12 protein-coding genes are annotated in these 16,647 nt (G+C 61.9%); 3 read left to right on the top strand and 9 right to left on the bottom strand.

What is annotated here, in order from left to right:
• Positions 1 to 14: 14 nt before the first annotated feature.
• Together HHL22_RS10070 and HHL22_RS10075 are read right to left on the bottom strand one after the other, a co-directional pair.
• Complete coding sequence (locus tag HHL22_RS10070; RefSeq protein ID WP_169530846.1) at positions 15 to 2,606, bottom strand: site-specific DNA-methyltransferase; 2,592 nt, start codon at positions 2,604 to 2,606, stop codon at positions 15 to 17.
• Between the two features lie 132 nt (positions 2,607 to 2,738).
• The gene (locus HHL22_RS10075; protein ID WP_206680704.1) at positions 2,739 to 5,966 is read right to left on the bottom strand and encodes a BPTD_3080 family restriction endonuclease; all 3,228 of its coding nucleotides are present in this window, start codon (positions 5,964 to 5,966) and stop codon (positions 2,739 to 2,741) included.
• A 135-nt stretch (positions 5,967 to 6,101) separates the two neighbouring features.
• Here HHL22_RS10075 and HHL22_RS10080 point away from each other — a divergent pair, with 135 nt between their 5' ends.
• Together HHL22_RS10080 and HHL22_RS10085 are read left to right on the top strand one after the other, a co-directional pair.
• Positions 6,102 to 6,464, top strand: coding sequence for a helix-turn-helix domain-containing protein (locus tag HHL22_RS10080; RefSeq protein WP_169530847.1), 363 nt, complete (start codon positions 6,102 to 6,104; stop codon positions 6,462 to 6,464).
• A 16-nt stretch (positions 6,465 to 6,480) separates the two neighbouring features.
• A complete protein-coding gene (locus HHL22_RS10085) occupies positions 6,481 to 7,422 on the top strand; it encodes an HNH endonuclease (RefSeq protein WP_169530848.1) in 942 nt (313 codons plus the stop codon).
• Positions 7,423 to 7,426: 4 nt separating this feature from the next.
• On the opposite strand, the gene HHL22_RS10090 is transcribed toward HHL22_RS10085, so the two are convergent.
• From HHL22_RS10090 to HHL22_RS10100, 3 genes are all read right to left on the bottom strand, one after another.
• Positions 7,427 to 8,026 carry an urease accessory protein gene (locus HHL22_RS10090; RefSeq protein WP_169530849.1) on the bottom strand — a complete coding sequence of 200 codons (600 nt, stop codon included), beginning with the start codon at positions 8,024 to 8,026 and terminating at the stop codon, positions 7,427 to 7,429.
• Positions 8,027 to 8,148: 122 nt separating this feature from the next.
• Positions 8,149 to 8,640, bottom strand: coding sequence for a GNAT family N-acetyltransferase (locus tag HHL22_RS10095; RefSeq protein WP_169530850.1), 492 nt, complete (start codon positions 8,638 to 8,640; stop codon positions 8,149 to 8,151).
• A 192-nt stretch (positions 8,641 to 8,832) separates the two neighbouring features.
• Positions 8,833 to 9,777 carry a Rossmann-fold NAD(P)-binding domain-containing protein gene (locus HHL22_RS10100; protein ID WP_169530851.1) on the bottom strand — a complete coding sequence of 315 codons (945 nt, stop codon included), beginning with the start codon at positions 9,775 to 9,777 and terminating at the stop codon, positions 8,833 to 8,835.
• A gap of 226 nt (positions 9,778 to 10,003) precedes the next feature.
• On the opposite strand from HHL22_RS10100, the gene HHL22_RS10105 reads away from it, so the two are divergent.
• Positions 10,004 to 11,107, top strand: a complete 1,104-nt coding sequence (locus tag HHL22_RS10105) for a catalase family protein (protein WP_169530852.1) — start codon at positions 10,004 to 10,006, stop codon at positions 11,105 to 11,107.
• A 98-nt stretch (positions 11,108 to 11,205) separates the two neighbouring features.
• Here HHL22_RS10105 and carB read toward each other — a convergent pair whose 3' ends face one another.
• The 4 genes from carB to carA all read right to left on the bottom strand — a co-directional run bounded on the left by carB (position 11,206) and on the right by carA (position 16,452).
• Positions 11,206 to 14,436, bottom strand: coding sequence for a carbamoyl-phosphate synthase (glutamine-hydrolyzing) large subunit (gene carB, locus HHL22_RS10110; RefSeq protein WP_169530853.1), 3,231 nt, complete (start codon positions 14,434 to 14,436; stop codon positions 11,206 to 11,208).
• A 169-nt stretch (positions 14,437 to 14,605) separates the two neighbouring features.
• Positions 14,606 to 14,878 carry a hypothetical protein gene (locus HHL22_RS10115; protein WP_169530854.1) on the bottom strand — a complete coding sequence of 91 codons (273 nt, stop codon included), beginning with the start codon at positions 14,876 to 14,878 and terminating at the stop codon, positions 14,606 to 14,608.
• 3 nt (positions 14,879 to 14,881) lie between these two features.
• Positions 14,882 to 15,172, bottom strand: coding sequence for a GIY-YIG nuclease family protein (locus HHL22_RS10120; RefSeq protein ID WP_169530855.1), 291 nt, complete (start codon positions 15,170 to 15,172; stop codon positions 14,882 to 14,884).
• Positions 15,173 to 15,354: 182 nt separating this feature from the next.
• Entirely contained in the window at positions 15,355 to 16,452 is a 1,098-nt protein-coding gene (gene carA, locus HHL22_RS10125; protein WP_169530856.1) for a glutamine-hydrolyzing carbamoyl-phosphate synthase small subunit, read from the bottom strand.
• Positions 16,453 to 16,647: the final 195 nt, after the last annotated feature.

Below are 16,647 nucleotides of genomic sequence, written 5' to 3' on the forward strand. Positions count from 1 at the left end.
TAAGTAATAACTTGCTACAGCGTCAGCACCTGCGTGCTTTCCTCGCCGAACTGGCTGATGACGCGCACCGCCACCCGCCGGCCCGGCCGCGCCTCGATGGGGTGCGACTGGAAGCCGTAGAGCCGCTCCCAGGCGTCCTCGTCCAGCTCGATGCGCAGGGTTTGCTCGGCCCGCTGCTTGGCCGAGGCGCTGGCTTGTAAGTCGAGCTTCTGGCGCCACTTGCGAAACTCGCTTTTTTCGCCGCCGCAGAAAAACACCTGCCGCACCAGAAAATTCGAGCCGTCGTAGTCGTCGTCGAGCATCCAGTAGGCGATGTCCTCCACCGAGCGGGCCGCCAGCCGGTTGTTGATGGGGTCCCAGATGTCGAGGCCGCGCACTTCCACGGTGGCCGAGCCGGTGGCCGCGTCGCGCAGCAGCCCGATTTCCGGCTCGCCGATGGTCACGAAGGAGGCCGCTTTTTTGTCTTTTTTCAGCAGGCCCTCTTGCAGCAAGTCTTCGCCGATGCGGGCGCGCGTCACCTGGAAGGTGCCGGCGCTGGTAGTTTGGGCGCGGTTCTCGATGGCGTCGTCGAAGGCGAAACCCAGCACCACCAGCCAGTCGGCGTCGCCGAGCTGGCGGCACTCCTTCACGGCGTCGTTGACCTGGCTCTTGCTCACGGTGCCGAAGCGCGGGCCCAGCAGGAAGTAGGCCTTGCGCTCGCGGCCGTCGGCGTCGCGCCAGTAGCCCTCGGCGGGCAGGGCGGGCGAGGCGCGGCGCTCGACGCGCAGAAACACGGCCTGCTCGTTCTTGGCCCCGTTGCGGATGCCCGAGGCGGTGAGGCCGGCAAACACCCGCGCCTCAAACTGGGCATGGCTCTCTAGCTCTTGCTTAGGGGCTTCCAGCTCCTCGGGCGGAACGGGGTTGAGGCTTTGCAGCGTCTCGACGGTGAAGGGGCCGGCCACGCGCAGGCGCTTCTTGTCTTCCTCGGGCTGGTCGTAGAGCTTCTCGGTGGCCGGCGGCTCGTCGTTGGCCAGGCTCTTAAGGGTGATGTGCGGCACCTCCCGGTACACGAAGCCCTGGCGCAAATCCTGGCTGGCCTCGTCGTAGAGCCGGTAGTAGGGGAAGCTGGCCGTCATCAGCCGCGTCTTGGCAATGTTAAGGGCGATGCGCGAGGTGTCCATCGTAATCCAGCGCCGCCCCCACTGCTCGGCCACGTAGGCCGTGGTGCCCGAGCCGCAGGTAGGGTCCAGCACCAGGTCGCCGGGGTCGGTGGTCATTAGGATGCAGCGCTGGATGACCTTTTGGGTAGTTTGGACTACGTAGCGTTTATCCTCGCCGCCCCCGCTGGCAGTATCATCCCATAAATCTGCAATGGGCATTAAAGGAAAATCATCCAGGTAACGCACCAGATTTATCGAGTTTCCTTGCGCCATCAAACGCTTCTTGCGAACTAGGTTCGGCAAGCCTTTATCGGGCGATGTGCTCCAAAACCGGGAGCCGGGTCCATACAGCTTACCCTCAAACTCGAACAAGTCTTTTCCTTTTGAATAACCTTTTTCAGAGGTGAGGATAACGGGTCTAAAGAGCTTGCCGGCTATGCTGCCAGGGTCATTGTACTCTTCTTTAGTAAGCCGCCGCCGTCCCTGCTCGGTCTCAACAAAGCTGTACTGAGCTAATATTTCCCGGTTAATCTCCCGGTCTTTGTAAATAGGTCGAAACTTTATTGCGTCCCTGCTTTTGGCATACCAAACCAAATAATCCGAGATGCCAGCCAGCAATTCGGCGCTCCGGGCCGAAGTCTTTTTTACGGTTATAAGGCTGACAAAATTCGAGCTGCCAAAAATCTCGTCCATCAGGCTCCTGACCAAGTGCACGTTCTCATCGGAAATCTGCACGAAGCACGACCCCGATTCCGTCAATAATTCGCGGGCTACCAGCAGGCGGTCGCGCAGGTAGCTGAGGTAGCTGTGGATGCCTAGCTCCCAGGTGTCGCGGAAGGCTTTGATTTGCTCGGGCTCGGAGGAGAGGTGCTCGTCCTTGCCATCCTGCACGGTGCGGTTGTTGAGCTTGATTTGCCAGTTCGAGCCGTATTTGATGCCGTAGGGCGGGTCGAGGTATACCATCTGCACCTTTTGGCCCAGGCCTTCGCGCTCGAGCAGCGAAGTCATCACGGCCAGCGAGTCGCCCAGGATAAGGTGGTTTTCCCAGGCGGCGTGGTGCTGGTAGTAGCTCAGGGGCTTATCCAGCTCGTCCACAGTCTGGTAGTCCTGGCCAAAGAGGCCGAGCTGGGCATTGGCCTCGGCCAGGCGCTCGCGGTAGAGGCGCGCCATCAGCTCCTGGGGCCGAATGTGCTCGTGGCGGTAGAGCGAGCGGATGTCGAGCCGCAGGTAGTCGGGCTGGTGGTCACCCTCGTGGGCGTACTTGCCCAGCCACTGCAATTCGGGGTCCTGGCCGCGGTGCACGATGGGGTTCTTGTCCAGCTCGCGCAGAGTGTGGGCCTGCACCTTCGGGTTGAGCTGCTCGGCCCCGGCCTCGGTTCCGGCCGGGATGTAGGGGCGCCGGTCCTGGTGGGTATAGGCGGCCGGGTCGGCAGTGGCTGGAGTGGGTGGGATAGGTTTTTTGGGCATAATTGGGCCTCACCCCCCGGCCCCCTCTCCTTCAGAGATGGGGAGCCACGGCGGCGCGGATAAGAGTTGAAATTGTAATCGTCAGGCTCCCCCTCTCTGAAGGAGAGGGGGTCGGGGGGTGAGGCCACTCAGCTATAGCTCTTGAATCTTCGCTACCAGCTGGTTGCGGAAGTACTTCTCGCTTTCGCTGATTTCGACAAAGGCCCAGGGCTCGTCGGGGGGCAGGCCTAGGGCGGCCAGGTCGCCGTTGACGGCGGGCAGCCAGAAGTGCTCGGTGTAGAGCTTCTTGGCTTGCTTGTCCTTGTTCATGCCCGTGACCTCGATTAGGAGGTTCACTACCTGGCCGCGGGCGGTGCGCACGCGGGCCACGAAATCGGGCAGGTAGTCGTGCCGGCGGCCCTCGCGCAGGTAGGGGATGCGCAGGTCCAGGAAGGCGTTCTTGACGTAGCTCAGCACCTGGGGCAGGTCTTCGAGCACCTTGGCGCAGACTTGCTCCCAGCTCTCGGTATCGGCCACCACGTAGTTGATGGGGCTTTTGGTGGTGGCAAATACCGGCCGGGTGGTGAGGCCGTGCACGAAGCGGGTGCTGCCGCGCGGGTTGTAGTAGTTGGGCACCGGCCGGATGCGGCGCTGCTCGGGGGGCTGCCCCACCACGATGGCCTGGGCAATGTGGTGGGCCACGGCCTCGGGGTCCCAGTAGCGCACGAGGCGCTTGAAGGCGGGGTCGGTTTGGTGCACCAGCGTCAGGCACTGCTGGTACCAGCCCTGCACGATGCGCTGCACCGGCCCGAAGTACTCGGGCTTGGGCGTGCCGTCCACGTCGGCGAAGTGGTGGCGCAGCACCTCGCGGGTGAGGTAGTACAGCACCTCGCCCTCGCGCAGTTGCTCGTGGGCCTGCAAGGTCAGGTTTTCGGTGCTACCCGAGAAGGCCGAGGCCAGCTCGGTGTGGGTCGGGATTTTCGAGAAATCCAGCTCGAACTTGCCTACCGCCGCGAAGTCGGGGCGCAGCTCGCCCGCGGCGATTTCCTCGCGGTAGCCCAGCAGGTTGGGGAAGGTGATTTCCAGGTGGCTGCGCTCGGGCAGGGCCCGGACGAGCGTCTGCTCCTCGCCGCCGGCGCCGCCCGTGCTGGCCGCGCCCCGCCGGAAGGTGCGAAACGGGATGCCAATGATGCGGGCGTACTCGGGCGGAAACTTGTAGCTCACGATGCGAGCCTTATCGGCTTTGGTAGTGCCCGTTACGGGCTGGCCCTGCCGGTCGTAGCCCACCAGCTCGTAGCCGCGGCGGCGCAGGGCGCGGCCGGCTACCTGCTCGCACAGTAGCTGCGAGTTGAAGGCGCGCAGGCTCACGATGTGCGTCACGGTGTTGGCGTCCCAGCCCTCGGTGAGCATGCTTACGCTCACCACGCAGCGCACGTGGGCGCCCAGCTTGCCGGGGCGGCCCACGGTGTTCACTACCTCGCGCAGCAGGGCGGCGTCGGTCAGCTCCTCGGCGCCGCGCTCGGGGTAGAGGCGGCGGTACTCCTGCCGGAACTGCTCAATCTCGTCCTTGAAAACCTTGCGAAACTCCTCGTTCACCTGCCCGCTATTTTCGAGCGCGTCGGAGTCGATGAGTAGCGTGGGCGGGCGCTGCCTAGGGATGCCGTCGGGCAGGTAGTTGGAGAAGATGGGGTGGTAGCCGGGGGCCACCCGGCGGCCGTGCCTGGGGTCGTCGTACTCGTAGCCGGCCAGGTGCTTGTACACTTCCTTCGACACGCCGGTGTTGTTGCACACCACGATGAGTACGGGCGGGGTGCTTTGCAGCTCGGGGCGGCGCTCGCCGCGCTCGCGCACGCCCTGGTCGTACTCCTCGTAGTGCGCCACCAGCTGGTCGAGGGCGGCCGCGAGCAGCTGGGGCAGCTCGGGCCGCTTCTCGGCGTAGGCGGCGCCTTTTTCCTTGCGCTCGGTGGCCTTGCCCATCTTGGGCAGCTGGTCCTTCACGTGCTCGTAGAGGTTGCGCAGCACCGGCATGTCCAGCTGCTGGGTGTCGTCCTTCTCGGGCAGGTAGGGGATTTTCACCAGCCCGCTCTCGATGGCCTCCACCAGCCCGAAATCCGACACCAGCCACGGAAACAGCGTGTAGGGCCGGTAGCCCGAGCCTTGCAGGTAGTAGGGCGTGGCCGACAAGTCGTACACCGCCGCAAGCTGAAACCGCCGCCCCAGCTCGCGCAAGCCGCTGAACCACACCGCGGCGCGGGCGTTTTCGTCGACCCCACCCCCCGCCCCCTCCCCTGCGGGGGAGGGGGAGCCGGACGATTGTTTACGGCCACGCCGCCGTGGCTCCCCCTCTCCCGCAGGGGAGGGGGCCGGCCCCATAGGGGTCCCGTGGGGCTGCGGCAGGTAGCAGTGGTGGGCCTCGTCGTTGAGCACCAGCAGGCGGCTGCCGGGCCGGAAGCCCCCTAGCAGGCGCTTGAATACCTGAGCGTAGTCCTCGTACTCGTCTTGCTTCTTGCCATCCAGGCCAATTTTGCCGTCGAAGGCGCCGCGCTTGTTGCCTTGCAGGGTGCGGGGCTCAAACTGGTGGTAGTTGGCAATGGCCAGCCGGGCGTTGAGGCCTTCGAGCTGGTCTTCGTAGGCCAGGGGCACGAGCTTGCGCTGGTGGTAGTAGTCCTGGGCGTAGTTGCGGTCGGCGGTGGTGTCCACGCGCAGCACACCCAGGCGGTCGCGGATGGTGATGCCAGGCGCCACCAGCAGGAAATAGTCGGCAAAGCGCACATCCTGCCGGTACTGCTGGCGGTTGAGGTAGTGGTAGAGGATGAGGGCGGCCATGACCACCGTTTTGCCGGTGCCAGTGGCCATCTTGAACGCCAGGCGCGGCAGCTGGTCGGCTACCTGCGCCGATACCGACTGCTGCCCCGCGCGCAACAGCCCCAGCAAGTGACTGCCCGCGTTGGAGCGCCCGGCTACCTCGTTCAGCCACACGGCGGTTTCGATGGCCTCGCGCTGGGCAAAGAACAGCTTCTTCACCGGCGAGTCGTCGTGGTCGGGAAACCAGTAAGTGAGCAGCTCGCGGGTTACGCGCGTGGCCTCGGGGTAGCCGGCGGCGCGCCACTGGCCCACCTCGCGCCGCAGCAGGTTTACCGGGTGGGTGCCGTAGCTGGCGGCCGCCTCATTGAAGGCGAACACCTCCTTCTGGCCCTGGTGCTTGCCGGGCACCACCTGCACCTCGGGCACGAACAGCCGCCGGCCGGCTTCCACACGGGCGTAGTCGAGGTTGCCCTGCTGGTCGGTGGCGTAGTGCCCGGCCGGCTCCTGGTAGGGGTTGTTGAGGATGGGGTTGTCGGGCAGCCGGGTGGGAGCGGCTTCATCGGCGGGGCCAAGCATGCAGTAGCGCTTATGAGACAAATATGATACATAAATGTATCATAAGCGCTACGAGCGAGTCACGAATAGCTCATAAATGAAAACTAGAGTGGGTCAGAATGAATCCAAATTTGTCTCATTCACTTAGTTAGCTTTATGACCAGGCAACACCGCGGCGAAATTGTGAAGGAGGCTGTGCTGAAAAGCGGCGTTAAAATCACCAAGCTCTACCAGTCGCTGGGCGTCAGTCGCCCCACTCTCTACCGCCGCTTCGAGGAGCCCAATCTGGCGTTCGACTTCATCGAGCAGGTCGGCACCCTCATCCGCCACGACTTCGCCCAGGACTTCCGCGAGCTGGTCCCGCCGGCAGCTACGGTAGCGGCCGTGGCCGAGCCGGCCCCCGCCTACCACCTCGACACCCTCGACGACTGCAAAAACAAGCTCCTGCACGTGTACGGCCTCTATACCGAGCTGCAAGAGAAGTACAACGCCCTGCTGGCCGAGCGCGGCCGGGGGTAAGCAGAAAGGCCTAGCTATGAACAACATTCAGTTTTACGTAGGCCTGACTGACCGGCGCTGGTATGATTTTCTGCGCCAGGAGCCACGTAGCGACGTTAATTTTTGGAAGCCATCGGCTAAAACATTCAAAGCGCTACCACCCAATGGCCCTTTTCTGTTTCTGCTAAAAAAGCCTGCGCACGCTATCGTAGGAATGGGCTACTTCGCTGGCAAGATGGCAGTGCCTTTGCGTGAGGCCTGGAACATCTTCGGGCCGCGCAACGGAGTGGGCAGCTATGAGGAATTTCACCGCCTCATTTATGGCAACCGCTATGGCCCTAGCACCGACAACGCTACTATTCTGTGCCTGACGCTCAATACACCCGTTTTTTTCGAACCGGCTGATTGGGTGCCCGCGCCTGCCGATTGGGGACACGGCATTGTGCAAGGCAAGCGGTTCAACACCGGTGAGCCAGCGGGCTTGCACTTGTGGCAGCGAGTAGACCAAGTGCTACAACAGTACCGGCCGGCCGCATTATCGTCGGAACCGGTAGTTTCTGACCTGGTACTGGAGCCGGTTGTAAGCTACCGCACAGCGTTGCGGCAGGTGCGACCTGAACAACGGGCGTTCCAAGAAATCGTGAAGCAGGCCTACGATAGCAAGTGTGCAATTTCAGGTGAGAAGACCGTGCCTGTGCTCGAAGCCGCTCACATCAAGCCGTATGCCGAGGCTGGTCCTAGCATCGTCAGCAACGGTCTACTGTTGCGCTCCGACCTGCACCGCCTTTTCGACCGGCATTACCTCACCATCAACGCGGACAGCTTACGAGTAGAGGTTAGCAAGCGCATCAAGGAAGAGTTTTCAAACGGTGTTGCTTACTACCAATACGATGGCCAAAAGCTGCGCCTTCCACATGAACGCCTAGAGCGCCCTGCCCAGCAGTTTCTACGGCTGCACAACGAACGATATAAGGGATAATTTTCTACACGTTCGCCCACACCAGCCACCCCCCGTAGCCCACGCTCAGCGCCGACGACAGCAGCACCACGCCCGCCCGCAGGCGGCGGCCCAGGCGCATGCGCTGGGTGAAGGGCAGGTGCATGAGGCCCACGGCGGCCAGCATACCCAGTACCGACCCTAGGCCGAATACCAGGATGTAGGCCACGGCCCACGCTGGCTGCGGGATGGCTCCTAGCACCGCCAGCACCAGCGCCCCGCTGCCGGCCAGCCCGTGCACCAGCCCCACGGTGTAGGCAAAGCCAGAGCCGGCGCGGGGTTTCTGAAAGGAGTTATACGAATTTTTATCCAGCAGCCGGCCGATGCCTAGCCCGATGAGCATGACGCCCACCGCTGCCTCGAAGTAGTGCGAGTGCAGCCAGGCGGCGCGGCTGAAGATGATGACCGAGCCAAAGAGTACCAGCATCGTAGTGTGCCCCAGGCCCCAGAACAGCCCATCGCGCAGGGCCGGCCCCAGCCGGTCGTGGCGCGTGACGAGGGTGCTCACGGCCAGCAGGTGGTCGGGCTCGAAGGCGTGGCCCATGCCCACCACGGCCGCAAACAGGATAGGAACAAGGGGCTGCATGAAACGCGAAAAAACAACAGAACGTCAGGCTGAGCTTGTCGAAGCATCTCTACTGCACCGCTAGGGTGTCATTCGATAGAGATGCTTTGACAAGCTTAGATGACGTTCTTTTAAGCCAATAACTACACCGCCCGAATCATCCAGAGCTGGCAGCCGAAGTGGCCGCTCTCGCCCAGGGCATGGTCGAGGTAGGTGAAGCCGAGCTTCCCGTAAAGCGGAATGGCCTGGGTCAGTTCCTCGGTGGTTTCGAGGTACACGCGGGCGTAGCCAGCGGCGCGGGCGGCGGCGAGGCACTGGTTTATCAGCGCCTTGCCCACGCCCCGGCCGCGGGCGGCGGGCAGCAGGTAGAGTTTCACCAGCTCCACGGTATCGGCGGGCAGGCCAGTGGTGGGGAAGATGCCGCCGCCACCCAGCAGCACGCCGTTTGCACCCTCGGCCACAAAGTAGGCGCTGCGGGGCGTAGCGGCGAATAGCGCCGGCAGGTGGTCGGTACTCTCGTCGTAGTAGGCCGTGCCGGGTTTGGCCGCGCCAAACTCGGCGAGTGTGTCGCGGATAACGCGCGCCAGCGGGGCCGCATCGCCGGAGGCGATGGGGCGAATGGTAATGTCGTTCATATGTGCTAGCGGGTGTACCTCCCCCCCAGCCCCCGGTTCGCTTGAGGCGCGAAGCCTTGGGGAGAGGGAGGGGGAGCCACAACGGCGCGTCTGTCTGCTGACGTTTAGTAATCGGTAGGCTCCCCCTCTCCCCAAGGCTTCGCGCCTCAAGCGAACCGGGGGCTGGGGGGTGAGGTTAAACGAAACCAATACTTACTTCAACAGCTCGTGCAGCACCGTCTGCATGGAAAACGTGCGGTTGCCGGCCTCCTGGATAATGAGTGACCCCGGCGCGTCGAGCACTGCGTCGGATACTTCTACATTGCGCCGTACGGGCAGGCAATGGATGAACTTGCCGTTGTCGGTCAAGTTCATGTGCTCGGGGGTGAGCATCCAGCTGGGGTCGGTGCTGAGCACCTCGCCGTAGTGGCGGTAGCTGCTCCAGTTTTTAGCCTGCACGTAGTCGGCGCCCTCCAGGGCCTTGCGCTGGTCGTACTCGATGGTGGCGCCTTTGGTGAACTTCGGGTCCAGCTCGTAGCCGTGGGGGTGGGTAATAACGAAATCCACCCAGTCAATTTCCGAAAACCAGTCGGCAAACGAGTTGGGCACGCACTGCGGCAGGGCGCGCACGTGGGGCGCCCAGGTCAGCACCACCTTCACGCGGGGCTTGGTTTTGGTTTCGGCCACCGTAATGAGGTCGGCAAAGCTTTGCAGCGGGTGTAAGGTGGCACTTTCGAGGCTGATAACCGGCACCGTGGCGTACTGCAAAATCTTGCTCAGCACCTCTTCGCTGTAGTCGGCCTCCTTGTCCTTGAGCGTCGGGAACGTGCGCACACCCAGCACGTCGCAGTACTCACTCATCACGGCGATGGCATCCTTGATGTGCTCCTGGGTGGTGCCGTTCATCACGGCGCCGTCGGCCATTTCCAGCGTCCACGAGTCGGCCCCGGCGTTGAGCACCCAGGCTTGGGCGCCCAGGTTGTAGGCCGCCTTCAGGCTGCTCAGGCGGGTGCGCAGGCTGGGGTTGAAGAAGATAAGCCCGACGGTCTTGTTCCGGCCTACGTGCTGGTAGCCGAAGGGGTTTTGCTTGATTTCGAGGGCCTGCGCCAGCAAGGCTTTATAGTCGCCCGCATCGGCGAAGGAGAGAAAGTTTTTCATGGAAGCAGTAGCGCGGACTTTTAGTCCGCGAAAAATAGAACCTAGTGCAAAAGAACGCGGCGCTGGGCTAGCGAGGCCGCCGCACCCCTAGGCGGCGCGGCCGGCTGATGCGTTGCTATGGGTATAACCTGTTTTCCAATAACTACTTGTCACTGCCTGTTGCATCCAAACAGGCCGCCCTTCGTAGGAGCGAGCATACCCTCACCCCTCTAATCCAGCTAGCCGCATGTCAACCCAGTATGTGCCCTACAGCCCCGGCGTCGAACAGCCCCAGGACGACGAGCAGCAAACTTTCCACGACATCATCGCTTCGATGACCCGCCTCGCCGGGCGCACCCGCGAGCAGTACGGCCACGAGGTGCGCGTGTCGCACGGCAAAAGCCACGGCCTGGCCGTGGGCGAGCTGACCGTGCTCGACAACCTGCCCGAGCCGCTGGCTCAGGGCCTGTTCGCGCACCCCGCCACCTACCCCCTCATCGCCCGCCTGGCCAACGTGCCGGGCGAAATCATCAGCGACGCCGTGAACACGCAGCGCGGCTTCTCCTTCAAGGTGTTGGGGGTGGAGGGCGAGAAAATTGCCGGCCACGAGGGCCAGACCACCCAGGACTTCGTGTTCGACTCGGGCACCAAGAACTTCCCCATGCCCGATGCCAAAGCCTTTTTGCAGCAGCACCGCACCGTATCCGAGCACGCACCCCTGATTCCGACGGCCATCAAGGAAGTTGTATCCACCGTGTCGCGCGTCACCAACGACGCCATCCAGGCCCTAGGGGGTAGCAGCAACCCCAAGCTCGACTTCTTCGGCGACTCCCGCATCCACCCCCTGGCCGAGGCCTACTACAGCCAGACCCCGATGCGCTACGGCAATTACATCGCCAAAATGGAGATAGTACCCGTAGCGCCCGCCCAAAAAGAGCTGGCCCAGAATGAGGTAAAAGTAGACGGCGACAAAGACCCCAACGCCCTGCGCACCGCCACCGTGGGCTACCTACGCGAGCACGACGCCGAGTTTGAGGTGCGCGTGCAGCTTTGCACCGACCTCGAAAAGATGCCCATCGAGGACGCCACCGCCGAGTGGAGCGAGGAGGCCAGCCCCTACCAGCCCGTAGCCCGCATCCGCCTGCCCCGCCAGGAGGCCTTCAGCGAAGCCCGCCAGAACTACGTCGATGGCCTCTCGTTCAGCCCCGCCCACAGCCTGGCGGCCCACCGCCCGCTGGGCTCCATCATGCGCGCCCGCCTGGCCGCCTACCCCGCTATGGCCAAGCTCCGCCGCCAGGGCAACCACGACCCCCTAGGCGAACCCACCAGCATCGACCAGGTGCCGGCGTAACATGGAATTACGCGGCAGTGAGTCCGCTACTGTATAGCAAAAAGAAGGTCTGCAGCTAATTAGCTGCGGACCTTCTTTTTTGCAGGTAGCGACGATTATTACATCGCCTTATACTCGTTCCAGCTCTTAATCTTCAAGTCCGCCATTTCCAGCGAGCAGAAGGCGCGGATGAACTTCGAGGCCAGGCGCGCGTTGGTCAGCAGCGGGATGCCGAAGTCGATGGCGGTGCGGCGGATTTTGTAGTCGTTGTCCAGCTCGCCCTTCGACAGGTTTTTGGGGATGTTGATGACCAGGTCGATTTTCTTCTCGCGCAGGTAGGTTAGCACGTTGGGCTCCTGGTGGTCGTCGGGCCAGAAGAGCAGGCTGCTAGGTACGTTGTTTTCGGCGAAGAAGCGGTGCGTGCCCTGGGTGGCGAAAATCTGATAGCCCTTTTTCACCAGTAGCTGGGCCGAGCTGAGCAGGGCCACTTTCGAGGTGATAGGGCCGCCCGAGATGAGCACCGTTTTCTGCGGAATTTTGTAGCCCACGCTGAGCATCGACTTCAGCAGGGCCTCCTCGGCGGTGTCGCCCAGGCAGCCTACTTCGCCGGTGCTCACCATGTCGACGCGCAGCACCGGGTCGGCGCCGGGCAGGCGGGTGAAGGAGAACTGCGGGGCCTTCACGCCTACGAAGGGCAGGTCGTACACGCGCTCGCTGTCGTCGCGGGTGACGGGCACGCCCAGCAGCACCTGTGTGGCCTTGGTGACCAGGTTGTTGCCCGATATCTTCGACACGAAGGGGTAGCTACGCGAGGCGCGGATGTTGCACTCGATTACCCGAATCACGCCGTTCTTTTCCAGGAACTGGATGTTGAAGGGGCCGCTGATATCGTAGCGGCGGGCGATTTTCTCGGCGATGTTCTTGAGCTTGCGGATGGTGCCCACGTACACCCGCTGCGGGGGGTAGTACATGGTGGCGTCGCCCGAGTGCACGCCCGCGAACTCGACGTGCTCCGAGATGGCGTAGCTCACGATTTCGCCGTGGTCGGCCACCGCGTCCAGCTCTATCTCCTTGGCTTCCTGGATGAACTCTGATACCACCACCGGGTATTCGGCGCTCACCTCGGCGGCCGTTTGCAGGAATTCTTCCAGCTCGTGCGGGTTCGATACCACGTTCATGGCCGCGCCCGACAGCACATAGCTCGGCCGGATGAGCACCGGGTAGCCTACCTCACCCACGAAGGCGTGCATGTCGGCCAGCGAGGTCAGCTCGTTCCAGCGGGGCTGGGCGATGCCCAGCTCGTCCATGATGCTGCTGAACTTGTGGCGGTTCTCGGCCATGTCGATGCTCGCGGCCGAGGTGCCCAGGATGGGCGCGCCGGCTTCTTCGAGGCGGGTGGCCAGGTTGTTCGGAATCTGCCCGCCGGTGCTCAGAATCACGCCCGTCGGGTGCTCGAAGTCCAGGATGTCCATCACCCGCTCGTAGCTCAGCTCCTCGAAGTAGAGGCGGTCGCTCACGTCGTAGTCGGTGGATACGGTTTCGGGGTTGTAGTTGATGATGAGGGTTTTGTAGCCCTCGGCGGCGGCCGTTTGCACGGCATTTACCCCGCACCAGTCAAACTCGACCGACGAGCCAATGCGGTACACGCCCGAGCCCAGCACGGCAATCGAGCGCTCGGTTTCGGGCGCGAGGTCGTTTTCGGTGCCGTGGTAGGTGAGGTAGAGGTAGTTGGTTTTGGCCGGAAACTCGGCGGCCAGCGTGTCAATCTGCTTCACCACCGGCAGCACCCCTAGGGCCTTGCGGTGCGCCCGCACGCGCAGCTCGTCGGCCTTCACGTCGTCCGCGCCGAGTAGCTGCACGGCCAGCTGCTGGTCGGAGAAGCCGGCTTTCTTGGCTTCGCGTAGTAAGTCCACATCCAGCGACCATAGGCCCTGCTCGCGGCCGGTAGCCAGGCGCTGCCCCAGCTCGAAAATGCCGTGCAGGCGCTGCAAGAACCAGAGGTCAATCCGGGTCAGCTCGTGCACCCGTTCGATGGTGTAGCCGGCCTCAAACGCCTGGTTGATGGCGAAGATGCGCTCCTCGTTGGGCTGGTTGAGCAGGCGGTCAATGGTCTCGTTATCAGCCTGCTCCGGGGCGTTGCCCACGAAGCCGCGCTTGCCGGTGTCCAGCATCCGCAGGCCCTTCTGAATGGCTTCCTCAAACGACTTGCCGATGGCCATTACCTCGCCCACGCTCTTCATGGCGCTGCCGATGAGGCGCTGTACGCCCGCGAACTTGCCCAGGTCCCAGCGCGGCAGCTTCACCACCACGTAGTCGAGCGCCGGCTCGAAAAACGCCGTCGTCGTCTGCGTCACGCTGTTTTTCAGCTCGGCCAGCGAGTAGCCCAAGCTCAGCTTGGCCGCCACGAAAGCCAGCGGGTAGCCTGTGGCCTTGGAGGCCAGCGCCGACGAGCGCGACAAGCGGGCGTTCACCTCAATCACGCGGTAGTCTTCCGACACGGGGTCGAGGGCGTACTGAATGTTGCACTCGCCCACGATGCCCAGGTGCCGGATGGTCTTGATGCCAATCGAGCGCAGCTTGTGGTACTCGCGGTTGCTGAGCGTCTGCGACGGGGCCACCACGATGCTCTCGCCGGTGTGGATACCGATGGGGTCGAAGTTCTCCATGTTGCAGACCGTGATGCAGTTATCAAACGCATCGCGCACCACTTCGTACTCCACTTCCTTCCAGCCCTTGAGCGACTCCTCCACCAGAATTTGGTCGGAGGTGGTGAAGGATTTTTCGGCCAGCGCCCGCAGCTCGTCCATGTTGTTGGCAAAGCCGCTGCCCAGGCCGCCCAGGGCAAACGCCGCCCGCACGATAATCGGGAAGCCGATTTTCTCCCCGGCCGCCAGCGCGTCGTCCATCGTCGTCACGGCCACGCTGCGGGCCGTGAGCACGCCAATCTGGTCGAGCTTTTCCTTAAATATGTCGCGGTCCTCGGTGTCGATAATCGACTGCACCGGCGTGCCGAGCACTGGCAGGTTGTACTTTTCAAACACCCCGGCCCGGTACAGCGCCACCGCGCAGTTGAGCGCCGTTTGGCCCCCAAACGCCACCAGAATGCCATCGGGCTGCTCCTTCTTGATGACTTCCTCCACGAAGTAGGGCGTGACGGGCAGGAAGTACACGTCGTCGGCCATGCCCTCCGAGGTTTGCACGGTGGCAATGTTGGGGTTGATGAGGATGGTGCGGATGCCTTCCTCCTTCAGCGCCTTCAGCGCCTGCGAGCCGGAGTAATCAAATTCGCCGGCCTCCCCGATTTTCAACGCGCCGGAACCGAGGATAAGAACTTTAGTGGGTTTGTTCATTCTAGGGGGTTGTAACAAGCCGTTAGCAAACGGCCAGAACGGTCATGCTGAGCGGAGCGCAGCGAAGTCGAAGCATCTCTACCGCTTCGTTGAAGAAGTAACTAATTAAATAAGAACGTCATGCTGAGCGAAGCCGATGCATCTTGGTAGGTCCGTCGGGTTAACCAGTTTATTTTGAAAAAAGGTGAGATGGTAACCATTGTTTATACTCATCAACGCTATAGACATCATGCCATCCACTCCTCTTATTTATTTCGTAGAGCTTTTCTAAGCTGTAGCGCTTTATAAGAAATTCCCAGCCTATATCGAATATTATTGCCTCAAGTATCTGGCAATAATCAAAAAGTTGTTCAACCTCATCCTCAGTATCTAAATCAGCGGCATAATATCTCTTTCCATGAGGTAAAGGATATTCTCTCCAAGCAAGTACTTCTTCAGCCATTTTTTAACCTTTCCAGGTTTCTAAGTCGATTTCCTTCCACTCAGGATTAAAGCCATTTATCAGCGCTTCCTTTTTTGCCCGTGTCCAGCCTTTCAGTTGCTTTTCGCGGGCAATAGCCTGCACAGCGTCGGGACAAATTTCAAAATAGATAAGCAAGTCCGCTTGGTACTTCCCCGTAAATTTCCCAACGTTGCCACGCCCCTCGCTGTGTTCAAAAAGCCGTCGCGTCAGGTCGTTAGTTGTGCCGATATAGAGCACTGTTTTCGTGGGGTTGGTGAGGATATAGACGTACATGATATTTCGCTAGAACGTCATGCTGAGCTTGCCGAAGCATCTTGGCTGGCGGTTGCCGGGCGGGTGTCGTTCTGCCAAGATGCTTCGACAAGCTCAGCATGACCGCCTAGGGAGCGAGTTACTACCCTAGGCGGCGCGACCAAGATGCTTCAGCAAGCTCAGCATGACGATTAGTTGGTGGGCTAACCTTGTTTGCCGGCCGCCTTATACTCCTTCACCGCCTCAATAAAATCATCGAACATAAACTCCGTATCCTGCGGGCCGCCGGCGGCTTCGGGGTGGAATTGCGTCGAAAAAAACGGCTTGGTTTTGTGCTTGATGCCCTCGCAGGTGCCGTCGTTGAGGTTCTCGAAGAGCATGGTCCACTCGGCGGGCAGCGTGTCGGTATCGACGGCGAAGCCGTGGTTTTGGCTGGTGATGTAGCTGCGCTGCGTGCCGCTGAGGCGCACGGGCTGGTTGTGGCTGCGGTGGCCGTATTTCAGCTTGAAGGTGTCGCCGCCCGCGGCCAGGCCCATGAGCTGCGAGCCGAGGCAAATGCCGAAAATCGGCTTGTCCTGCTGCAAGGCTTTTTGCAGGTTGTGGATGGTGGCCTCGCACATCTTGGGGTCGCCGGGGCCGTTGCTCAGGAACAGGCCGTCGTAGTCGAGGGTCGTGAAATCGTAGTCCCAGGGCACCCGAATCAGTTCCACGTCGCGCTCCAGGAAGCAGCGGATGATGTTGGTTTTGGTGCCGCAGTCCACGAGCACGATTTTGTGCTGGCCCTGGCCGTAGTGCTTCACTTCGGGCGGGCTTACCTGGGCCACCAGGTTGTCGAGATTAGGGTCGTGTAGGGGCACGTCCTGCTCGTCGGCCACGATTTTGCCTAGCATGGCGCCCTTCTCGCGCAGGATTTTGGTGAGCATGCGCGTATCCACGCCCGCAATACCGGGGATGTTGTACTCTTTCAGCCAGTCGCCCAGGCTCTTGGCGGCGTTCCAGTGGCTGTGCTCGTCGGAGTAGTAGTTCACCACCAGCCCGGCAATGTGGATTTTGTCGGACTCGAAAATCTTTGAAATCGACTCGTACAAGTCCTCGCCGGGCACGCCGTAGTTGCCTACAATAGGGTAGGTGAGCACCAGAATCTGGCCCGCAAACGAGGGGTCGGTGAGGTTTTCGGGGTAGCCCGTCATAGCCGTGCTGAACACGACTTCACCGGCTACGGACATGTGTGCGCCGAACGACTGGCCCTGAATTTCGGTGCCGTCTTCGAGGATGAGTTTTACTAGCTTTGAGTTTTCCACTTCGTAAAAGGTAGCGACAGATGCGCCGTTTTTATAATCGCTGCGAAAGTTTAAAACCGGGCCGCCGGGCGCGGCGCGGCAGCTGCCCGACGGGCCAGGCCAAAAAAAAGGCGAGCCCCAACGGCCTCGCCTTTCGCTTTACACCTCACGCGCTGCGCGCAGAGCTGGACACTATTGTTATCGGCGGGAGGCATG

Source organism: Hymenobacter polaris (genome assembly GCF_012927305.1).
Taxonomy (GTDB): domain Bacteria; phylum Bacteroidota; class Bacteroidia; order Cytophagales; family Hymenobacteraceae; genus Hymenobacter; species Hymenobacter polaris.